This window comes from Gilliamella sp. CG25 (assembly GCF_046635705.1).
In the GTDB taxonomy this organism is placed as follows: Bacteria; Pseudomonadota; Gammaproteobacteria; order Enterobacterales; family Orbaceae; genus Gilliamella; species Gilliamella apicola_I.
Genome location: NZ_JBIDFJ010000016.1, coordinates 1 through 19480, shown reverse-complemented (window position 1 = coordinate 19480; position 19480 = coordinate 1). Strand labels below are relative to the sequence as shown.

Below are 19480 nucleotides of genomic sequence, written 5' to 3'. Positions count from 1 at the left end.
AAAAAATGGAGTGGATAAAAGATTATTGGTGGGTAATTTTATTATTCATCTTAGGTATTTTTATTAATGCCATTAAAGCTCTCAATAAGCTTAATTTTAAGTCTTACATTGATAAAAAAGGAATTAAACCCATACCTTATGATGATGAGGAGAATAACCAAACTCCAAAAAGTGCTGAGGATAAAAACAAAAAGTGATTAATTTCGAAAAAAATTAATCACTTTCTTCCCTATCGGATATCGTTAATATCACTTTTAAATAAAGCTTGATGGCGATAACGATCGACCCACATCGCAGTTGAGCCACAAACTGCAATTGGCATAATAATTAGGTTTAATAGTGGCACCATAGTAAAAAAACTAACTAAAATACCGTAGACTAAATTATCAACTTTATCCTGCTTAAGTAACTCACGCATACGATGAAAAGTAATCTTATGATTATCGAAAGGATAATCAGCGTATTGAATATTAATTTGCCATGCAGTAAATAAAAACCAAATTATCGGTGTGACTGTTTGACCAATAACAGGAATAAAATACGTTAATAATATTGGGATAGACCATAATACATAATTGATTAATTTTTGAATTTCACGACCAAATATTCTAGGTAAATCTTTGATTACACTTAACCAAGAAGTATCGGGTGCAGGTATACCCGTTAATTCAGCTTCAACTTGTTCGGCAAGCAAGCCGTTAAAAGGTGCAGCAATAAAGTTAGCCACTGTACTAAAAAAATAACAAAATAATATGACTAAAATCAGAATCACCATAAAACTAATAATATAGCCAAGCCAAGAAAGCCACCCCGGTACATAAGATAATCCCCAGTCAACCATGCCGGTAATTGTGGAAAAAAACCAATAAAATAGCGCTGACATAATCACCATATTCGCCAATAAAGGCAAGAATACAAAATGTCTAATTTTCGGGCTGAATGCTAAGGACCAGCCTAACAGAAAATATTCAAATCCCGATCTACGCCGATCATGATTAAAATTTGAATTAAATCTTAATTTATCTACATTATTACTCTTCACTCTTGTTCCTTTTAAACATGAAATAACGCTAAATTTAACTTATCAGCATGGTTTTCAATAAAACAACATTGCTATTTTTCATAAATAACTTCATTGTTACTATTCAACCATTGCTTAACCTCTTGTTTAATTGTTTCTAATAATGCTTTTCGCCCAGTCAATTGAAATTGCTGAATGATCGCATTGCCTTGATTTTTATTTTTCAGTAAAGCACCTAAGACAGATAATTTCACTCGATTATTTTGCTTATCATTAAATTGTTGTAAGCGACATAATGAAGCATAAGTTGCTTCGAATGCTCGATGAAAATAACAAAATCCGTATAATTCCATAATATCTTGCTTAGTCAATTGCTGATCAGTATCAGCAATAAGCATTTCATCAAATGGGAGTGCGATGATCTCTTTTAACCACATCATGTTACGTTGTAACTTTTTGGATAGCACGTTGACCAAATTTATACCATTTTGGTTAATCGGTTTTATTGCCATTACCGAATATGTGCCACTACTTGCCTCTAAACGACTACCAACATGTACAAGTACAAAACCTACAGATGACCAAAACTGATAATTTTCCCTACTATAGGCAAAACTCACGGATAAAAAATCTTGATGTTGTTTTTTTGCCGCTTCATAAGTATGTTGTATCAATTGCGTTGCAATATTTTGTCTTCGATAAGAAGCTATCACTGCAATGCGATTTATTCTGACAGATTTTAATTTTGCTGCTTGTTTAACACCTGCATGGGCTACCAAAGATTGTGCAACCATATTTCCTTTTGGTCTACGGTTACCCTTCCATATTTCTTCAATTAAGTCATCCGGTAAATCTCCTTCCTTAACCGTTATGGCTGCACCAATTAGGTTATGACTCTGTTTAGCCTGCCAAATCGTCAAATTTGTCGCGTCTAAAAGTCGCCTTAAATCAACTAACGTAGTTTGATAATGGGCTGTTTTCAGTAAATAAAAGATCTCCTTCAAACTACTTAAATCATGACGCGCTACTATGGAATAATCAATTGGCTTTGTATTATTAATTCGCTGAATTTCTGCTGATATTAGTCCATTGAGAACTAAACAATCAGTAAAATATTCTAACTGATCATCGCCATTCCACCGAATTGGTTTTTCAAGATGAAAATGATCACATTGCTTATCATTTAATAATTTTAATAAAAAACCTTGTCCGGTACCTTCGTAACCTTCAACCGTAGTAGTCAGTAAAATACGGCTTTTGTCTAAATTCACGAGTTGCAGCAATTTTTTTAGCATTGGCAAAGGTATCATGGCTGCTTCATCAATAATAAGATAGTCAGCAAAATCATCGACACCTTTTTCGATTAATTCATCAGGTGCATAAAAACGAACATCAGGTTTAGCAAAACGAAAGAAAGTGGTCAGCGATTTTTTGTTAGGAGCCGTAACAATGCAATGTCGATAGTGAGAGAATTGACCTGCCAAAGCGGATTTTCCCCTACCTCGTTTTGCCGTGATAACATTGATAGGCTTATCACTGTTTAACACTTGTTTTAATGTGTGTTGCTGTTCATCATAATCAGGCGATGTCAAATAACATTCAGAAAAGTTATTTTTTTGGAAACCGTTAAATTTAGAGATAGTGTGCTGTAAATGGTTTATAAAATTAGGCACAGGTATTGGATAAGCATCTTCATTCCAACGTAAACTATCTTTGTCTGCCCAAAGATTATAATTTTCAGGCAATAACAAAATCAATCGGCTTCCTTTTACAAGCGTTCCTGACAACATGGCAAATGCTTCTAAATTAAATGACTGAGTTGCATCAAAAATGGCATGTAAATACTCTTGTCCTAAAAGGGTTTTAGTATTAGATATTGATACGATATTTGGCACATAATTTGATAAAATGGCTTGATCACTTATTGTGATCCAATCCCCTTTATGTTGCTTAATGATGTCACTTAATTGACTGAATAATTTCGTTACATCACCACGCAACACCCATAAAGTTCTGGTGCTATCAAGATTAATCATCGACTAACTTTTTCCAATCAATATGGAAAGCAAGCCTGCGGCAATAAGGGGGCCAACTGGAATACCTTTGAAAAAGGCAACACCAATCAAGGTTCCAATGATTAAACCATTAACAATGGTGGGATGTGCGCCAATTAAAGAAACCCCACGGGTACCTAGCCAAGAGACAAGTACGCCGACAAAGATAGCTAAAATTGATTGCCATGTTGTGAATGATTTTAATATGTCTTTGATACTCAAAGATCCGTCGGCAAGCGGAACCATCATAGCCGCCGTTAAAATGACAATACCAATTGTCAGTCCATATTGATTTAAAAACGGAAAATAGGTCGACAATGGTGTTAATTTAAATAATAGTAGCAATAATACGGCAAAAGTGACTGTGTTATTATGCGTTAAATAACACAGTGCAGCTAAACCCAGTAAAAGAAAAAAGGAGATATCAAATTGAGCAAACATTACAAAGCAACGCCGATTCTGGTGGCGACTTCCTCATAAGCTTCAATGACACCGCCAAGCCCTTGGCGAAAACGATCTTTATCCATTTTTTTTAAGGTTTCTTTTTCCCATAATCGACAACCGTCAGGGGAAAATTCATCACCTAACGTAATTTCACCCTTAAACAATCCAAATTCAAGTTTATAGTCCACTAAAATAAATCCTGCTTTATCAAAAAGATCGGTCAAAATTGAATTGATTTTAAAGCTTAGTGCCTTCATCGTTGATAACTGTTCATCAGTAGCCCAACCAAATGTTTTACAATATGACTCATTAACCATGGGATCATGCAATGCATCATTTTTTAGGAATAATTCAAATGTTGGCGGATTTAACACCTTACCTTCTTCAACCCCTAAGCGTTTGACCAAAGAACCTGCGGCACGATTTCGAACCACACACTCCACAGGTACCATATCCAGTTTTTTGACGATGACTTCTGTATCAGACAAAAGCGTTTCAACTTGAGTAGGAATATCTGCTTCACGCAGTTTATTCATAATAAAATAATTGAATTTATTATTGACGCGCCCTTTACGCTCTAATTGTTCAATACGTAAGCCATCAAAAGCGGAAGTATCATTGCGAAACTCTAACACTAATAGATCGGGATTTTCAGTAGTATAAACCGTTTTTGCTTTACCACGGTAAAGCTCAGCCAACTTTTTCATGGTTCTAACCTTATATCAAATTGCCAACAAATGATTAAGGAGCTATTCGCTCCTTAGTTTTAAACTTTTCGATACTCACCTATTTGTACCAATGCAATAAATAATAAGATGCTATTGTTTGCTATATCGTCTCGAATAGTGAAGTTCAATCTATAGCCAGTTTTACATAAAAGAATTAACTAAATTCTTCACTACTGATTATCTTAACTATTTATCAAAATGTTACTTGTCACAAATAATATCTCATAGCGTCTTGCTTTATTTTGAATCTTCATGAATGGTTTTGTCTTCAACGGCGTTTTCATCTGTTTGTTCTTGCGCTACTTGTGATGACTTAGGTGCAGCCTCATCCATTATTAAATTAAATAAGCGAACAACGTACCGTTGCACTTCAATAGAATCAGAAGAAATATCTTGTGTGCCACGCGTTAATGTTTTCAACTCGACAATGATATTTTCTGTACCAGGATAATTTTGTCGATGAATAACATAAGACGCTTGGATGTTCGGCTCTTCATCACTTGAAAAAATTGAAGCATTGCCCGTAACAATAACATTATTATCACTGCTACTAATCGGAATATTGTATTTATTCAGCGCAGTTGGGATAACAGACCATACATTTGCATCAGCAGGCGCATTTAATGAAGCGGTACCATAGTTATAAGACGCATAAGAATCAGGAATAGTTGGAATAGGAATGATAGGTGCCCGAATATCCACTTGCTTACCATATACAGCGCCTTCATTTTTATTAAAATGAATATAATATTCGGAACTTTCAGCAGGTACCGTTACACCCTGAGGGACAGTTAGCGGTTTCAAAACTGGCGAATTCAAATAATCTTCGTTCCCATCAACTTCTCGTTTATAATTTTGATCGCTACCACAACCAACCAAAAATAAAGATGCAATGGCTGTCATCACCATTGTGTTTTTAATCGCTTTGTTTTTTAACATAGTTTTATTAAACATAGATATCTGCTTATAAATTATTGGTTATACATAAATTAGAGTAAATTCGCATCTTTAAGAGCTTTTTCAACCACAGACACAGAAGCATCTGTAAGTGAAACCAGCGGCAAACGGATCGTATCGTTCGCCATTAGACCCAATTTTGTGCAAGCCCATTTTGCTGGAGTTGGGTTAGGCTCAATAAATAAGCTACTATGTAGTGCTGATAACGTATCATTCAGTTTTCGAGCTTCTTGAATTTGATTTTTCGTTGCAAGTTCACAAATTGTTGCAACCTGTTTGGCAGCTACATTCGCTGTCACGGAAATCACACCGTCACCACCTAAAATCATGAAATCTAAGAAAGTCGCATCATCACCACTTAATAATTTAAATTCACTACCAACAAGTTTACGAGTTTTATAAACTCTTGATAAATCTCCTGTTGCATCTTTCAATGCAACAATATTTTTTATTTTAGATAATCGTCCAACTGTTTCTGGCTTAATATCACTGCAAGTACGACCCGGTACATTATAGATTATTTGGGGTAAAGCTGTATTTTCCGCAATTGCTTTAAAATGTTGATAAAGACCTTCTTGAGTTGGTTTATTATAATATGGCGCAACGGTTAAACAGCCAACTACACCAATATTTTCAACACGGTTAGTTAATTCAATTGCTTCTTTAGTCGCATTTGAGCCAGTTCCGGCAATGACATTTATTTTTCCATCTGCATATTCGATCGTTCTTTTAATTACATCGATATGCTCATGATGATCAAGCGTTGCTGATTCGCCAGTGGTACCAACAGAAACAATTGCCGATGTGCCATTGGCAATATGATATTCGACCAATTTTTTTAAGCTTACTTGGTCTACATTTCCTTTTGTATCCATTGGAGTAACAAGGGCGACCAGACTTCCTGTAAACATAAAATGACCTCTCATATTATTTATTGATAACCAACTTCAAGAATAAAAAATCTACCGACAAGTATGCGATATTTCTTATTTAAATTCAACTTTTGTTATGCAGGATTATCAATATCAATAAAAATAGTTTCAAGGTCATATTGCTTGGCTAGCCATTCACCAAGTTTTTTGATTCCGTAACGTTCAGTGGCATGGTGCCCTGCTGCATAAAAATTAATTCCATATTCTCGAGCAATATGAATGGTACGTTCAGAAACTTCACCTGTAAAAAAAGCATCAAATCCTTGTTCTGCTGCTGCTTCTATAAAGTCTTGACCACCACCACTACACCACGCAATTCGTTTAATTATTTGAGGAGCATTATCGCCACAAAATAATATTTCTCGTGAACGATGATGCAAAACTTGTTCAAGTTTTTGCTTAAATTGCAGTGATGTGGTCGGTTCAATGAGTGTCCCTTTAAACAGTAAATCGGTTATATCCTCACGTTTATCCACTTCAATATTGAATAAATCCGCAAGTAATACATTATTGCCGATAACAGGATGTCCATCTAAAGGCAAATGATACGCAAATAAATTAATATTATTTGAAAGCAATGTTTGCAAGCGTTTATATTTAATTCCTGTTATCGTTAGTGGTTCATTTTTCCAAAAAAAGCCATGATGAACTAAAATCGCATCAGCATCTAATTTAACGGCTTCATCTAATAAACGTTGACATGCGGTTACCCCAGTTATCACTTTTTTTATTTGCTTACGTCCTTGTACTTGTAAACCATTAGGTGCATAGTCACGGTAGCGTTCAACTTGTAATTCATGATTAATAATTTGTTGAAGTTCAAAATTTTGCACGTTTTCCTCTCGTATTTTTAATGACTTTTTAAAGAACAATATGAATTTTTTAATAAAATCCTTTAATGAATCTCGAAATTATTATAATCGAAATATTGGCAATTTTTTTATAAACCAGCCTATATGATTAAGTATAAACTATTATAAATTATCTCACGTAACGATTCGATATAGTGATATTAATGGTGATATTTTAAATAAATTCTTTCATATTTACAGAAGGTCAATAAATAACATCCTGTTTTAAAATGATTTTTGGATGCATGAAAACACGGAGTTAAACAAATTAACAAATTTGTGCTTTTCTATTATTTATTAAGTTTTAGCTAAATGATACATTACGTCGGTTTATATTCAATGAGGTATATGTTTTGCCATTTTTAGGTATAGGATTCAGTACAATTATCGCTCTATTTTTTGCTGTTCATGTAATTAAAACAGAGCAAGAACGATTTTGGCTGTCTATATTGTTCCTTTTTCCTTTTATTGGTAGTTTGATTTACTTTTTAGTCATATTTCTACCCGATTTTAGACAAACCTCAGTGGGATATCAAATTGAATCAAAATTATTAAAAGCGTTAGATCCGCAACGTGAACTTCGCGAAGCTTTAAGTAATTATGAAATTTCGCCCACTGTTGAAGCAAAAGTCTGTTTAGCTAAAGCACTCGTTGATAATGATAGAGCTCATGAAGCGTTAATTTATTATCAAGAAGCATTAACTGGGATCTATGAATCAGCACCAGATATTTTATTACAATATGCTTACGCACTCTATCAAGTTGAACAGTACAAAAAGGCAAAAGAAACTTTGGATTATCTAAGAGATAAAAATCCAACTTATCGTTCTGATGAAGGACATTTACTTTATACCAAAATCTTAATTGGACTTGATTTAAAAAAAGAAGCTCAAGAAGAATTTAATGCATTAATCAGTTATTATCCAAGTTTAGAAGCCGCTTCATACTATTTACAAACCTTAATTGAGTGGCAGCAATTTTCACTCGCTAAAGAAGTTTTACAAAAAATTGAACTACGCTTAAAACACATGCCTAAACATGCTAAACGTATTAATCAGACTTGGATAAAATCAATTGAACAATCTAAACAAAAATTATACAGATAGCGTTTTTAGTGTTTTTATTTAGTATATTTTTTTTCGAGTTCAACAGTGCTGAATCGAAGGTAAAACTAGGCGAATACGGTAAAAACTGGCATAATAATTTTATTTTATGCTAAATAAGACAACTATTGTGCCAAATGCTAAATTATGTGAACGCTTCCGTGGTTTTTATCCTGTTGTAATAGATATAGAAACATCAGGATTTGACCCAAAACTTAACGCTATTCTAGAAATTGCGGCAATCACACTACAAATGACTGAAGAGGGATGGCTGATTCCAGACCAAACCCTTCATTTTCATGTCAATCCATTTGAAAACTCAATTTTAGAACCGAGTGCCTTAGCTTTTAATGGTATTGATATCGACAATCCATTAAGACAAGCTGTTGACGAAAAAATGGCGCTTGAAGCGATATTTAAAATGGTTAGATCGGGAATTAAAGCAAACGATTGCAATCGTGCTGTTATGGTTGCGCATAATGCAAACTTTGACCATAGTTTTTTAATGGCAGCAGCAGAACGAGCCAATATTAAACGTAATCCGTTTCACCCTTTTGCTACTTTTGATACTGCAGCACTGAGTGGTTTAGTGTTTGGGCATACCGTTCTAGCAAAAGCATGTGAACTTGCTCACATTCCTTTTGATCACAAGTTAGCCCACTCTGCACTTTATGATACCGAAAAAACCGCTATTTTATTTTGTGAAATAGTGAATCGATTTAAGCGATTAGGAGGCTGGCCATTGCCTCAACTCGAGCCAAGTTCAATAGACGAAGAAGTTCAAGAGATTTAAGAGAGTAATCAAACTCTCTTATTTAAATAATGTGTCTATTTTTAAGCTTTATGTTTTTCAGCTGTCTGTTTTATTAATGTTTGCAGTTCACCAGTTTGGAACATTTCGATCATAATATCACATCCCCCTACTAGTTGACCTTCAACCCATAACTGTGGAAAAGTAGGCCAATTTGCATAGTTTGGTAATTCAGCACGAATTTCGGGATTTTGTAAAATATCGACGTACGCAAAAGGCTCACCACATTGAGATAATACTTGTACTGCTTGTGCTGAAAAACCACAACTCGGTAATTTAGGCGAGCCTTTCATATACAGAATGATAGGATTTTCTGCAATTTGTTTTTTTATCTTATCAAGTGTTGTCATTTCAGTTGTCATAACGATTTATTCCTTGTTATTTAATATCTACTTTACGTCGTATTTTAACTTAGAAATAAGGCGAGTTATACTCTTACCCATTTAGTTGACGTAATGATAACCTTTAATTACGTCATTAGTAGATAAATTAAGTCAGTAATCAATCGGGACATGAGCAGATAAATTACTTTAAATTCAGTAAGTAACATGGTTTTATTTTGCATTAAAAGAAGCCAAACAAATAAATAAAAGGCTTAACCTATTAGTGTAATAAATACATTCATTAATAACGAGATCTCACTTAGCAATGACTTTTGTGTCAATGATATATTTTAATTTAACTTTAGTTAACACAAATAATCAATACATTAGTTTTAGCAAGTTGCCTCAGCCCTTTTACAAATTGACACAATATAGTATGCTACTTACATTTACAGTAACTAACATTCAATTCAAAAAACATCGTGCATCCAATAATCTTAACTTTACGTAAAGTCTTTTATAGTAGTAATCTACTTTTCAGTATTCGTATGTTAATCAGTTTAACAGGTTCAACCTTGGTTCCTTGGTACTTAGGCTATGTGTCGTATGTCATTCCTTTAACACTGGGTGTTGTGGCAGCAGGATTATCCGAAATTGATACACGTTTACTAAGCCGATGTATAAATATTTTATTAACGTTAGTGTGTTTTGCAATTGCTACCTTTTCTGTCGAACTATTATTTAATATTCCACTTCTATTCATTATAGGGTTGATGAGTTCAACATTTATCTTCATTATGCTTGGTTCTTTGGGTCAACGTTATGGTGTGATTGCTTTTGGATCGTTATTGATCGCAGCCTATACCATGTTAGGGCATAATTTATTTGATGATAATTACACGCTACCTTGTTATTTATTACTCGGCGCTTTATGGTATAACATTGTCTCTTTGATTGAATCTCTTATTCAGCCGATTCGAACGACCCAACAGACTATTTCAACTTGTTTTGTAAAATTAAGTCATTACCTTGATGCTAAAGCAGCGATGTTTGACCCAGATGAAACTCATGAATTTAAAAGTCAAACATTAGAATTAACCGAATGTAACAATCAATTGATTAATGTGTTTAATCAGGCTAAACACGCTCTTTTTAACCGATTAAAAGCTTATCAAGGCCAATCATATGTGAAAAAAATGCTTAGTTATTACTTTGTTGCTCAAGATATTCATGAGCGAGCAAGCTCTTCACATGGTGATTATCAAGCGCTAAGTCAACATTTTAAACATAGTGATATTTTATTTCGCTTTGCACGAATTTTGAATTTACAATCAAAAGCATGTGCCAAATTAGCTGTTGCCATTAAAATGAATCAAACTTATCAGCATGATTCCTTATTTGCTCGTCATTTTTCATATTTAGAAGAAGCTATTGCCCATTATCAAGCTAAAAATAAAACGGAAGCCTTACTGGTTAAATCCCTACAAAATCTTTATCAAAATTTGTTATCTATCGACTTATTATTAGCAAATATTGATAATGAACAACATCTTTCAAAAGACAAAGAAAATAATGAATTAATTGATGAGGAACTCACAAGTTTCTATGATATTTTTGCTAAAATTAAGCATAATTTAACTCTCAAGTCTTCCCTTTTTCGTCATGCAATACGTATGAGTATTGTCCTGTTTGTTGGCTATATCATCATTTATTTTTCTAATCTTTCTCATGGTTATTGGATTATCCTTACCAGTCTTTTTGTTTGCCAACCAAACTATTCAACGACTAAATATCGACTAAAATTACGTATTATTGGTACTATCTTGGGTATTATTGTCGGCATTCCGTTAACCTATCTATTTCCAAGCATCATTGAACAGTTAATTTTAATCATCATAACTGGTTGGCTATTTTTCTTATTTAAAAATTCTCAATATGCTTACGCTACCGCATTTATTACATTATTAGTCTTTTTTAGTTTCAGTTTAATTGGCGAAAATAGTGTAGAAGTTGCTATCCTACGAATTATTGCAACACTGATAGGCTGTTTTATTGCATGGTTTGCTGTTAGCTTTATTTGGCCAGACTGGAAGTTTAGAAATTTAACCAAACTAATTGATCGCGTTTGCCATGATGATAGTCACTATCTGGCGCTTATTGGAAGTCAATATTTAACGGGCAAAACCAATGACCCAAAATATCGATTAGCAAGACGCGCCGCCCACGATAGTAATGCTGACCTATCGACATTGATTAGTCTGATGACAAAAGAACCTCATGTAAATCGAAACGTGATTGAACAGGGTTTCCGTTTATTAACGCTTAATCACACGTTAATCAGCTATCTTTCAACATTAGGTTCGCACCGAGATAAAATCATTGCTCAACATACATTGGATCTATTTGATGATCTAGCAGTCTATATCATCAATCTTTTAAACGATAAAAAAATCGATGAAAATGAACAAGTCATGAAAAAAATGATTTCAAATTATATTGAAACCATTTCCATTAATGACGAACAAAACACCAATGATATTTTGGTTTTGCAGCAACTGGCATTAATATTAGACATTTTGCCAGAATTCATTAATTTAGTAGTGGAGTTAGAAGAACCAACAAACTGATTGCTTAGAAAATTTAGATGTTTGAGGATCATTAATGAATCTGGTCAATACAATTAATTATATTCTCAAACATCTAATAAAAATTTTTGGAATGCTTCAAGGTAATTTTAATGAATAAATGGATTTTCTTTACCAATGTAAACTAATGGATTGGTAAAATCCTTTAATTTATCAGCATCAATTTCAAATCCAAATAAAAAATCGGATTCAAAATAAGGACCACTATCTTTAATAGAGTGATCAGGGCTAATTATTGCTATAGCATTCAACTCATTTAATGCAAATGACTTAAGTTGTTTCGAATCTTTATCAAACACGAAGACAAAATCTGAATTTGATAAGCCTGATTTAGCTATAAATATTTCATAGTCTTTACCTTCAATACGGTAATATTTTTTTTTGTATTCTGCACTTACCGGATCGGTATGATTTTGCTCTGCATGACTTAAGAAAAAAGCTTCTATTGAACGACCACCATGTTTAAGTAAATCATCAGTGACAGGGATAAAGGCAAAACGTTTTTTTTCTTTTAAATAATCAATATAGATTAACTCACGTACTTCAACATTTTTGGCTATTTGTTCATTATCAGATAGATTTGATGCAGGGGCAGCTATTGCATAACAAACAAAATTTAATAGTGTAACAACAACTAAAATACCAATGTTTCTAAATAATTTTTGAATATAACTCATACTACATCCTTGATTTTAAAAATATTTAAGCGTATAGGGTTAAACTATAATGTTTTTATATTATGATTAATCTGTCTAAATATAATACAATCTAATGAACATAGAAAAAAACTTTTTGATACCATTAACTATGGTATTTATTTTTAGGCAATTATACTCTTATTTATGTAACAACAACTCAAAAAAATATAAAAAAACGAATAGTATATTCTCGCTATTGTATATTTTTACCTTTTCAGTTCAAAAAATATCTTACTGATTTAATGATTTTTTTCAATATATTATGACCATAATTTTTAAATTTATATGATCATTAAATGTTTTAAGTGTATTACATCAATTTAATAATGCGTTATGCCATATCCAATAAAATCTTAGTGATTATTATTTTTATTTCACTGCCAATGCCGTTTATTAAGATAAATTATTGTTACTGGTTGTCGAGCTCACGGTTTTGGCACACTGAGTGTGCCTTCCTATTACATTTATTTTTATTGTAATTCTTTCAAATACCAATGTACTTTGGTCAAATTTTAACTAGATAATATTTTGAAAGTACCATTTAATGGCGATTATCACATTTAAATTCTATACCGTCCCTGTAGGGTGCGATAAAATCGAGACCTTCACAACCAAATGAAAACCATTGAAAACCAAATACCACTGGGGGTAAATCTTTGAATAGTTGTCCTGCCCATTGGAATTTTTCATTTTCATAATCATGGTAATTGTTTAATCCAACTAATGACATACCTTCACCTTGATACATACGCCTTTTAAAAAGAGTGTTTCCTTCGTTATCTACAACTAGAAGCTCTCTTTCAAAAATTTTATAAATATCTCGTCGTTGTGGCTCTTTTTCATCTACATAATCCTGAACATAAAAAGTCATATTATTCGCATTGGCCATGTAACTTTTTAGATACTTCGGGAGATTTCCATAATTTCTATTTGATAATTTATCTGGCCCTGTATCCGGATAATTTGCATTTGGAATTAACCGCCAATCAAGTGGTGTAAGTTGTTCTTGTGCAAAAGGATTGTCTTTTGTTATAGAAACGAATAAATCATAATTTGAACGAAACCTTGGCAATAAATCTTGCGGTAAGTCGAATCCAATTCGATAATCTTCCGTATTATAAGGAGGGGAACCTTCGTATCTAAAAACATCTAATATTGCCGTTGCTACCATAGATGAAATTGGATAGGAGTAGAGTTGATTGTTTGTGTAATCATAAATCCAGAAATACGCATCTTCTGCAATCCCTGCCATTTTCATAAACAATTTACGTTCTTTGTCGGTTAATGTATATTTTTTTGGGGTTAGATTGGCAGGTAGTATTTTCTTGTCAGCATCGGGCGGTAAAGTTTCCGATAACGATATATGAAAAAATATCCTATCAGGGTCGATATATTCGACGCTCTGCACATAATATATATCAACATCTTTTATTACTTTTATGTTCGATCCTGAAGTTTCAGATGTATTCGACTTGGTGTTGGTGCTGCAATTGCTGAGTAATAACAATGTGATAAAACTCATCAATAATAAATATAACTGTTTTTTCATTTTATTTCCTATGCACTTTTTTATAAGACAACGTTATGCCACTAGTTTTCTGATTCACTGTTTTAGCACACTTTGTGTGCCTTACTATTACATTTATTTTTATTGTAATTCTTTCAAACACCAACAAACTTTGGTTAAAGTTTAACTAGATAATATTTTGAAAGTACCATTTAATGGCGATTATCACATTTAAATCTTATCCCTCCCTTATCAGGCACAATAAAATCGAGGCCTTCACAGCTAAATGAAAACCATTCAAAACCAAATACCACTGGGGGTAAATCTTTGAATAATTGTCCTGCCCATTGGAATTTTTCATTTTCATAATCATGGTAATTGTTTAAACCAACTAATGAGGTTCCTTCCGATTGATACATGCGCCTTTTAAAAAGAGTGTTACCTTCTTTATCTACAACTAGAAGTTCTCTATCAAAAATTTTATAAATATCCCGTAGTTGTGGCTCTTTTTCATCTACATAATCCTGAACATAAAAAGTCATATTATTCGCATTGGCCATGTAACTTTTTAGATACTTCGGGAGATTTCCATAATTTCTATTTGATAATTTATCTGGCCCTGTATCCGGATAATTTGCATTTGGAATTAACCGCCAGTCAAGTGGTGTAAGTTGTTCTTGTGCAAAAGGATTGTCTTTTGTTATAGAAACGAATAAATCATAATTTGAACGAAATCTTGGCAATAAATCTTGCGGTAAGTCGAATCCAATTCGATAATCTTCCGTATCATAAGGAGGCGAACGATCGGATCTATAAGAATCTAATATCGCCGTTGCTTCCATAGATAAAATTGGATAGGAGTAGAGTTGATTGTTTGTGTAATCATAAATCCAGAAATACGCATCTTCTGCAATCCCTGCCATTTTCATAAACAATTTACGTTCTTTGTCGGTTAATGTATATTTTTTTGGGGTTAGATTGGCAGGTAGTATTTTCTTGTCAGCATCGGGCGGTAAAGTTTCCGATAACGATACATGAAAAAATATACTATCAGGGTCGAGATATTCGACGCTCTCCACATAATATATCTCGACATCTTTTATTACTTCTATGTTCGATCCAGATGTTTCAGATTTATCCGAATTGGTGTTGGTGCTGCAATTGCTGAGTAATAACAATGTGATAAAACTCATCAATAATAAATATAACTGCTTTTTCATTTTATTTCCTATGCACTTTTTATAAGACAACGTTAGGCTACTGGTTGTCTGATTCACTGTTTTAGCACACTTTGTGTGCCTTCCTATTACCTTTATTGTTATTGTAATTCTTTCAAATACCAATGTACTTTGGTCAAATTTTAACTGGATAATGTCTTGAAAGTCCCATTTAATAGCGATTATCACATTTCAATGCTATCCTATCCTTTTCAGGCACAATAAAATCGAGACCTTCACAGCTAAATGCGAACTATTCAAAGCAAAATACCACTGGCAGTAAATCTTTGAATAGTTGCTCTTCTCATTGGCATTTTTTAATTTAATTTTATTTACTCCTGTGCTTTTAGCCATGCAATTTCTTGCGCCCAAATATCCGGATCGATAGTTTCGAGAATCAGCGGGATTTCATCAATTCTTGGATCTTGCATAATATATTTAAAAGCCGTTTCACCAATGTTCCCTTTTCCTAAACTATTATGGCGGTCAACATGGCTGGCAAGTTCACTTTTGGCATCGTTTAAATGCATGCCTCGTAAATATTCAAAACCAACAATTTTTTCAAATTCGGCGAACGTTTCTTGACAGGCTTTTTCAGTACGTAAATCATAACCGGCAGCAAAGGCGTGACAAGTATCAATACAGACACCAACGCGACTTTTATCTTCCACTTGGTCAATGATTTGTGCCAAATGTTCAAATTTATAACCTAAATTAGAGCCTTGACCTGCGGTATTTTCAATTACGGCAACCACATTGTTAGTTTTATCTAACGTAATATTAATGGATTGAGCAATCCGGCTGAGGCATTCATCTACTGATATCTGTTTTAAATGACTACCCGGGTGGAAATTAAGTAACGTTAATCCGAGTTGCTCACAACGCTGCATTTCATCTAAAAAGGCGGTGCGTGATTTTTCAAGTTGTTCACTATCCGGATGACCTAAATTGATAAGATAACTATCATGTGGCAATATCTGTTTACTAGTAAAGCCGTATTTTTCACAGCGCTTTTTAAAGCTATCGATCATAGCGCTTTCAAGTGGTTTTGCATGCCATTGACGTTGATTTTTGGTGAATAGCGCAAAAGCAGTTGCGCCAATTTGATAAGCATTGATTGGGGCGTTATCAACCCCACCAGAAGCGCTCACATGCGCGCCAACATATTTCATACTTTTGAATCCTGATAATTGTGTTAAAAAAGGAAGTGTATAATTAGTTTGAACTACTATTGCGTTGCAACTGATCACGTAAGTTAGGTGGCACACCTTTTATTACTAATGAATCGGTTTGCGGATCCCATTTAATTCGTTCTCCAAGGAGATCGGAATCAAAACTTAGTGTTAATCCCCCACCACTTCCTGAGAATTTTTTAAGTTGACGCAAAGCACTACGATCAACCGGAAACGTTTCTTCCAAATCGTAATCACTGTTTTTAACAAATTCCATAAAATTGTTATCACCATGAGTTGGTAATTCATTGGCGAGATTTTTAAGCTCAATTTCTTCACCGGCTTGCAACTGAGCTTGGCAATAATTGTAAACATTTTCACGTGCATGAACTTTGTCTTGTTTATCAAATTGCATTTCCTGACAATAATCATCAACCGCTTTCACTAAAGTTTTATTCTGTGCTTTGGCATCTAACCCTTCACTTGCACCTAAGTAATCCATAAAAAAGTCTGATACTTTACGCCCTACTCTTCCTTTTAAAAAGGTTAAGTAACGTTTAGAATCTGCATCGGTTTCCCATTCAGTGATATCAATTCGAGCGATAATATCAGCATGATCAATATCTAAATATTGTGTTTCAGATATATCAAGTTGTTCATTGACTAACATACTCGAACAACTATTTAAAACCGCAATGATCAGATACTCTACGGCTAAATAACGATAGTGACAAAAAACGACTGTGCCACCTTCAGCAAAAGGATATTTAGCCAGTTCATTGCGTAACTGTTTGGTAGATTCTTGACTAAAATGTAAAAAATCTTGGTTGCCAAGCCGTAATTCTTTAAGGGATTGTTCAAATAAACTTTCTTCGTTGAACAGACCATATGCTTTACTTTTATTATTATAAATACGGTTTATATCTTCAATTAAATTAACCACAGCTTGTTGATTACTTAACATCGAGTCACGCAATTGTAGTTCAATTTCAGTATCGCTTTTTCTAATTAATTTATGCAAAATAACTTTTTCTATTTGTACACTCATTAGGGATTCCTATTTGGATCGCAGTATTAAATTATGATATATTTTACCAAAGCACTGAAAAAGTGCTATCAACAAATGAAAACCTGTTTGACTTATATGAGATAAACATTCCAAAATCGGCAATAACATCTTATCTACATAAGCTTTCTTACCATTTAAAGCTACAATAGATGACGATGACTCGCTTTCTTAAAAAAATTTACTGGTATTAATTGAATATTAATTTTAAATGTTGGTTTGATAAATCGTCAAAGTAACGAATTTAGCTAATTCAACTAGCAAACATTACTGACTTTAAATAATATATTAAACTATATTGTAAACAAATAACTTTTAAAAAACCTTATTGTGGTAAGAATAACTATGGCTCACTCCAAAGATATTTATAATGATTTCAGAAATAAAAAAATCAGTTCATTATTTTGGCAATATGCATTGCCTGCGGTAATAGGAACAATTGTTAATACGTTATATAACATTATTGATGGTATTTTTATCGGTCATTGGATTGGACGTGAAGCACTCAGCGCCGCTGGGCTTATTTTGCCAGTCATGAATTTTGCGGCAGGAATAGGTATGTTAGTTGGAATAGGTTCTGCTAGCCGAATATCAATTTTTTTAGGGCGAGGCGAAAATGATCAGGCAGAAAAAGTTGCCGGTACCTCGTTTATGTTAACTGCGCTATTAAGTGGTTTAACATTGTCATTATTGCTTTTTTTTGTTGATCCCGTTTTACGGTTTGTGGGGTCTAGTCCCGTTAATCACACTTATGCCAGAGAATTTTTAGAAGTCTTTTTACCTGGCAGTATCTTCCTGACATTGACGTTTAACTATAATAATATGATGCGTGCAAGTGGTTATCCGTTTAAAGCGATGGTAACGATGTTTGTCAGCGTTATTGCTAATATAATTTTAGCGCCAATCTTTATTATTGGTTTGGGTTGGGGTATGCGTGGGGCTGCTTTGGCAACCACACTATCTATGTTGATAAGTTTTCTGTTTGTCATGCAGCATTTTATTAGTAAAAATAGCAATATTAAATTGTATCTACGCAATTTCAGACTTAATTTAAAAATTGTCAAAGCGATCTTATCCATCGGGATGTCACCTTTTGCTATGCAAATTGCCGCTTCCGTTGTGGTTGTGTTTATCAACTGGCAACTTAATCACTATGCACCATTAGCCCATGAATCGAGCGATGATGCTATCGCAGCTTATTCAAATGCAAATCGACTTATTACCTTAATTATTATGATAGTCATAGGTATTAATCAAGGCATGCAACCTATAATTGGTTACAATTATGGTTCTAAAAATTACGCACGAGTTAAAGCAACGTTTTTTTATGCGGTTAAGGTTGCAACGGTGGTCACATCTATTGGATTTATACTGGGATTTTTTATTCCCGATACACTTGTTCGTGCTTTTAGTTCTGAACAGGATTTGGTTTCTTTATCAGCTATAGCGCTTCGCTATACGACACTTTCGTTTGCTTTTGTTGGATTCCAAATGGTGACAACAAGCTTTTTCCAATGTATTGGCATGGCAAAAATTTCGATCCTATTAAGTCTTTCAAGGCAGATTTTAATTTTATTACCTGCGTTATATATTTTACCGCTATTCTTTGGTTTTGATGGTGTTTGGGCAGCATCGCCAACAGCAGATCTGCTATCGACAGGAACGGCCTATATTGTGCTCTATTGTTATTTTAAATCCATTAAAAATCGAGATTGTTCATCAAAACTAAATGAATAATTTTTCAGCTGTTTAGAATCGGTTATTAGGTTAGATTAAGCCATACAGTTGTATCGTTTTTGATGTTATTAATAATTATCTATAAAAAAAGCAGTACTTAATTGTACTGCTTTGTATTTAGTAAGATATTACTATTATTAGAATGAATAATTTAAACCTAGTTGTCCACCAATTCGTGAATATTTATCTGAGCCAAATCGAGTATCAAGTTGAG

Annotated in this window: 18 protein-coding genes; 5 read left to right on the top strand and 13 right to left on the bottom strand. The window is 33.5% G+C overall.

All coding sequences use genetic code 11. The features are described 5' to 3' along the window. Positions 1–5 precede the first annotated feature (5 nt). On the top strand, positions 6–197 hold the full coding sequence (locus ACGH6P_RS10485; protein WP_267360622.1) for a hypothetical protein: 192 nt from the start codon (positions 6–8) through the stop codon (positions 195–197). A gap of 32 nt (positions 198–229) precedes the next feature. Here ACGH6P_RS10485 and cysZ read toward each other — a convergent pair whose 3' ends face one another. From cysZ to ACGH6P_RS10450, 7 genes are all read right to left on the bottom strand, one after another. Next, positions 230–1042 carry a sulfate transporter CysZ gene (gene cysZ / locus ACGH6P_RS10480; RefSeq protein ID WP_411597429.1) on the bottom strand — a complete coding sequence of 271 codons (813 nt, stop codon included), beginning with the start codon at positions 1040–1042 and terminating at the stop codon, positions 230–232. A gap of 71 nt (positions 1043–1113) precedes the next feature. Further along, a complete protein-coding gene (locus ACGH6P_RS10475; RefSeq protein WP_411597428.1) occupies positions 1114–3057 on the bottom strand; it encodes a tRNA(Met) cytidine acetyltransferase TmcA in 1944 nt (647 codons plus the stop codon). A 3-nt stretch (positions 3058–3060) separates the two neighbouring features. Beyond that, complete coding sequence (locus ACGH6P_RS10470; protein WP_267380089.1) at positions 3061–3516, bottom strand: DUF441 domain-containing protein; 456 nt, start codon at positions 3514–3516, stop codon at positions 3061–3063. Then, the gene (gene purC, locus ACGH6P_RS10465) at positions 3516–4226 is read right to left on the bottom strand and encodes a phosphoribosylaminoimidazolesuccinocarboxamide synthase (protein ID WP_411597427.1); all 711 of its coding nucleotides are present in this window, start codon (positions 4224–4226) and stop codon (positions 3516–3518) included. Before purC ends, ACGH6P_RS10470 begins: the two co-directional genes overlap by 1 nt. 258 nt (positions 4227–4484) lie before the next feature. Then, positions 4485–5201: an outer membrane protein assembly factor BamC gene (gene bamC, locus ACGH6P_RS10460; protein ID WP_411597426.1), complete on the bottom strand. Its 717-nt coding sequence runs from the start codon at positions 5199–5201 to the stop codon at positions 4485–4487. Between the two features lie 35 nt (positions 5202–5236). Further along, positions 5237–6115: a 4-hydroxy-tetrahydrodipicolinate synthase gene (dapA, locus tag ACGH6P_RS10455; protein WP_267360616.1), complete on the bottom strand. Its 879-nt coding sequence runs from the start codon at positions 6113–6115 to the stop codon at positions 5237–5239. Between the two features lie 95 nt (positions 6116–6210). Further along, complete coding sequence (locus tag ACGH6P_RS10450) at positions 6211–6969, bottom strand: Nif3-like dinuclear metal center hexameric protein (RefSeq protein WP_411597425.1); 759 nt, start codon at positions 6967–6969, stop codon at positions 6211–6213. Positions 6970–7340: 371 nt separating this feature from the next. Here ACGH6P_RS10450 and ACGH6P_RS10445 point away from each other — a divergent pair, with 371 nt between their 5' ends. After that, a complete protein-coding gene (locus tag ACGH6P_RS10445) occupies positions 7341–8093 on the top strand; it encodes a hypothetical protein (RefSeq protein ID WP_267349666.1) in 753 nt (250 codons plus the stop codon). A gap of 106 nt (positions 8094–8199) precedes the next feature. Further along, on the top strand, positions 8200–8883 hold the full coding sequence (rnt, locus tag ACGH6P_RS10440) for a ribonuclease T (RefSeq protein WP_411597424.1): 684 nt from the start codon (positions 8200–8202) through the stop codon (positions 8881–8883). A 41-nt stretch (positions 8884–8924) separates the two neighbouring features. Here rnt and ACGH6P_RS10435 read toward each other — a convergent pair whose 3' ends face one another. Beyond that, on the bottom strand, positions 8925–9251 hold the full coding sequence (locus ACGH6P_RS10435; protein WP_411597439.1) for a Grx4 family monothiol glutaredoxin: 327 nt from the start codon (positions 9249–9251) through the stop codon (positions 8925–8927). Between the two features lie 455 nt (positions 9252–9706). Here ACGH6P_RS10435 and yccS point away from each other — a divergent pair, with 455 nt between their 5' ends. After that, positions 9707–11851 (top strand): YccS family putative transporter, encoded by a 2145-nt coding sequence (yccS, locus tag ACGH6P_RS10430; protein ID WP_411597423.1) that lies wholly within the window; start codon positions 9707–9709, stop codon positions 11849–11851. A 107-nt stretch (positions 11852–11958) separates the two neighbouring features. Here the strand turns inward: yccS and ACGH6P_RS10425 are convergent, their stop codons facing one another. The 5 genes from ACGH6P_RS10425 to yejK form a co-directional block, all read right to left on the bottom strand. Continuing rightward, a complete protein-coding gene (locus ACGH6P_RS10425; protein ID WP_267349672.1) occupies positions 11959–12546 on the bottom strand; it encodes a hypothetical protein in 588 nt (195 codons plus the stop codon). Between the two features lie 562 nt (positions 12547–13108). Beyond that, entirely contained in the window at positions 13109–14116 is a 1008-nt protein-coding gene (locus ACGH6P_RS10420; RefSeq protein ID WP_411597422.1) for a hypothetical protein, read from the bottom strand. Between the two features lie 170 nt (positions 14117–14286). Then, positions 14287–15294, bottom strand: coding sequence for a hypothetical protein (locus ACGH6P_RS10415; protein ID WP_411597421.1), 1008 nt, complete (start codon positions 15292–15294; stop codon positions 14287–14289). Between the two features lie 329 nt (positions 15295–15623). Further along, a complete protein-coding gene (nfo, locus tag ACGH6P_RS10410) occupies positions 15624–16463 on the bottom strand; it encodes a deoxyribonuclease IV (RefSeq protein ID WP_411597420.1) in 840 nt (279 codons plus the stop codon). A 43-nt stretch (positions 16464–16506) separates the two neighbouring features. After that, the gene (gene yejK / locus ACGH6P_RS10405; protein ID WP_267349678.1) at positions 16507–17511 is read right to left on the bottom strand and encodes a nucleoid-associated protein YejK; all 1005 of its coding nucleotides are present in this window, start codon (positions 17509–17511) and stop codon (positions 16507–16509) included. A 363-nt stretch (positions 17512–17874) separates the two neighbouring features. Here yejK and ACGH6P_RS10400 point away from each other — a divergent pair, with 363 nt between their 5' ends. Continuing rightward, positions 17875–19266: an MATE family efflux transporter gene (locus tag ACGH6P_RS10400; RefSeq protein WP_267349680.1), complete on the top strand. Its 1392-nt coding sequence runs from the start codon at positions 17875–17877 to the stop codon at positions 19264–19266. The last annotated feature ends 214 nt before the right edge of the window (positions 19267–19480 follow it).

Bases quoted from the DNA above. Each gene is read 5' to 3' on its own strand.
- ACGH6P_RS10485 (WP_267360622.1), top strand. From the start codon at position 6: ATGGAGTGGATAAAAGATTATTGGTGGGTAATTTTATTATTCATCTTA.
- ACGH6P_RS10475 (WP_411597428.1), bottom strand. From the start codon at position 3,057: ATGATTAATCTTGATAGCACCAGAACTTTATGGGTGTTGCGTGGTGAT.
- ACGH6P_RS10470 (WP_267380089.1), bottom strand. From the start codon at position 3,516: ATGTTTGCTCAATTTGATATCTCCTTTTTTCTTTTACTGGGTTTAGCT.
- purC (WP_411597427.1), bottom strand. From the start codon at position 4,226: ATGAAAAAGTTGGCTGAGCTTTACCGTGGTAAAGCAAAAACGGTTTAT.
- bamC (WP_411597426.1), bottom strand. From the start codon at position 5,201: ATGTTTAATAAAACTATGTTAAAAAACAAAGCGATTAAAAACACAATG.
- dapA (WP_267360616.1), bottom strand. From the start codon at position 6,115: ATGTTTACAGGAAGTCTGGTCGCCCTTGTTACTCCAATGGATACAAAA.
- rnt (WP_411597424.1), top strand. From the start codon at position 8,200: ATGCTAAATAAGACAACTATTGTGCCAAATGCTAAATTATGTGAACGC.
- ACGH6P_RS10435 (WP_411597439.1), bottom strand. From the start codon at position 9,251: ATGACAACACTTGATAAGATAAAAAAACAAATTGCAGAAAATCCTATC.
- ACGH6P_RS10425 (WP_267349672.1), bottom strand. From the start codon at position 12,546: ATGAGTTATATTCAAAAATTATTTAGAAACATTGGTATTTTAGTTGTT.
- ACGH6P_RS10420 (WP_411597422.1), bottom strand. From the start codon at position 14,116: ATGAAAAAACAGTTATATTTATTATTGATGAGTTTTATCACATTGTTA.
- ACGH6P_RS10415 (WP_411597421.1), bottom strand. From the start codon at position 15,294: ATGAAAAAGCAGTTATATTTATTATTGATGAGTTTTATCACATTGTTA.
- nfo (WP_411597420.1), bottom strand. From the start codon at position 16,463: ATGAAATATGTTGGCGCGCATGTGAGCGCTTCTGGTGGGGTTGATAAC.
- yejK (WP_267349678.1), bottom strand. From the start codon at position 17,511: ATGAGTGTACAAATAGAAAAAGTTATTTTGCATAAATTAATTAGAAAA.
- ACGH6P_RS10400 (WP_267349680.1), top strand. From the start codon at position 17,875: ATGGCTCACTCCAAAGATATTTATAATGATTTCAGAAATAAAAAAATC.